Below are 1,449 nucleotides of genomic sequence, written 5' to 3'. Positions count from 1 at the left end.
GCCAGGCACGAAGCCTGGCGGACCCTCGGTCGTCGGTGGGCGATACTGGGTTCGAACCAGTGACCTCTTCGGTGTGAACGAAGCGCTCTCCCGCTGAGCTAATCGCCCGGGAGCACGGAGAACATTACCGCATGTCAGCGGGTGCCCCTCACCAACCGAAGATCACTGGCCGACCCTCCACGGCATCTCGAAGCCGAACTTCCACACATACACCGCCACCGCGACGGCGATGACCACCAAGCCGATCGTCGTCAGGATGATGTTGCGCCGCCTCACCCGGGGGTCGAGTGCCTTGTGTGCGGCTTCGGTCACTTTGCGTTTGGTCCAGCGCAGCGCCAGCTGCGCCCAGACGAACTCGGTCGCCCAGACCGCCAGGCCACCGAAGATCACCAGCCAGCCCGGTCCGGGCAGCGGCAGCATGATCACGCCCGCCACCACGACCGCCAGCCCGACCAGGAACACGCCAACCTGCCAGCTCAGATGCAGCGGCCGGGACGCCTTGACGAACTGCGGCGCCCGCGATCCCAGCTCCGGATCCGCCTGCACTCCGCCCTCCTTCACGACGTCCCTCGTCATACCGTCCCCCGCAGCGCCGGTGGCCGCCACTCCGGCGACCTCCTGCCGCTCGTCACTCTCCGCATTCATACGGCCCAACCTACCCGACCGTAAGGCGTCACCGGAATGGGCGTAGAGGATGATCGAGGACTCCGCCGTACGGGGTACCTGAAGGCCCCCAAAACGGTCAGAGGGGTTTACAACGACACTGTAGGTGGCATGTCGATTTCGCCGACGTGCGAATCCCCGAGCGCACACTGAGCGAAAGGCCTGGGCGCTTATGAACACCACGGTCAGCTGCGAGCTGCACCTGCGCCTCGTTGTGTCGAGCGAATCCTCCCTGCCCGTTCCGGCGGGCCTGCGGTATGACACGGCCGATCCTTACGCCGTGCACGCCACCTTTCACACCGGAGCCGAGGAGACGGTCGAGTGGGTGTTCGCCCGCGACCTCCTCGCCGAGGGCCTGCACCGGCCGACCGGCACCGGCGACGTCCGGGTGTGGCCCTCCCGCAGTCATGGCCAGGGCGTGGTCTGCATCGCCCTGAGCTCTCCGGAGGGTGAGGCTCTGCTCGAGGCCCCGGCGCGGGCCCTGGAATCGTTCCTCAAGCGGACGGATGCCGCCGTGCCGCCCGGCACCGAGCATCGTCACTTCGACCTCGACACCGAGCTCTCCCACATCCTGGCCGAAAGCTGAGCCGGCCGACATCTGAGAGGCAGCGCAGGCACCCACCGCTCCCTACCGCTCACCGTTCGTAGCCGTCCGACTCGGGGCGATGGCTACGGGCCCGGAAACCCGCACAAACGCACATCGCAGACACCGGCGCCGTAGGCTCCCAACACCCCACACCGCTAGCACCCACCGCATAACATCGTATGGAGTATCAGACAGATAGA

2 protein-coding genes and 1 tRNA gene are annotated in these 1,449 nt (G+C 66.8%); 1 reads left to right on the top strand and 2 read right to left on the bottom strand.

Features of this window, described 5'->3' with window-relative positions:
• Nucleotides 1-36: 36 nt before the first annotated feature.
• Nucleotides 37-108: transfer RNA gene (locus ABZW18_RS34745), tRNA-Val, on the bottom strand.
• Nucleotides 109-162: 54 nt separating this feature from the next.
• A complete protein-coding gene (locus ABZW18_RS34740; protein ID WP_356195511.1) occupies nucleotides 163-645 on the bottom strand; it encodes a TIGR02611 family protein in 483 nt (160 codons plus the stop codon).
• Between the two features lie 190 nt (nucleotides 646-835).
• Between ABZW18_RS34740 and ABZW18_RS34735 the strand changes: the two genes are divergently transcribed.
• Complete coding sequence (locus ABZW18_RS34735; RefSeq protein WP_003959770.1) at nucleotides 836-1,249, top strand: SsgA family sporulation/cell division regulator; 414 nt, start codon at nucleotides 836-838, stop codon at nucleotides 1,247-1,249.
• Nucleotides 1,250-1,449 lie beyond the last annotated feature (200 nt).

The organism is Streptomyces sp. NPDC004647 (genome assembly GCF_040609575.1).
Taxonomy (GTDB): domain Bacteria; phylum Actinomycetota; class Actinomycetes; order Streptomycetales; family Streptomycetaceae; genus Streptomyces.
This window is presented reverse-complemented; position numbering and strand designations above follow the sequence as displayed.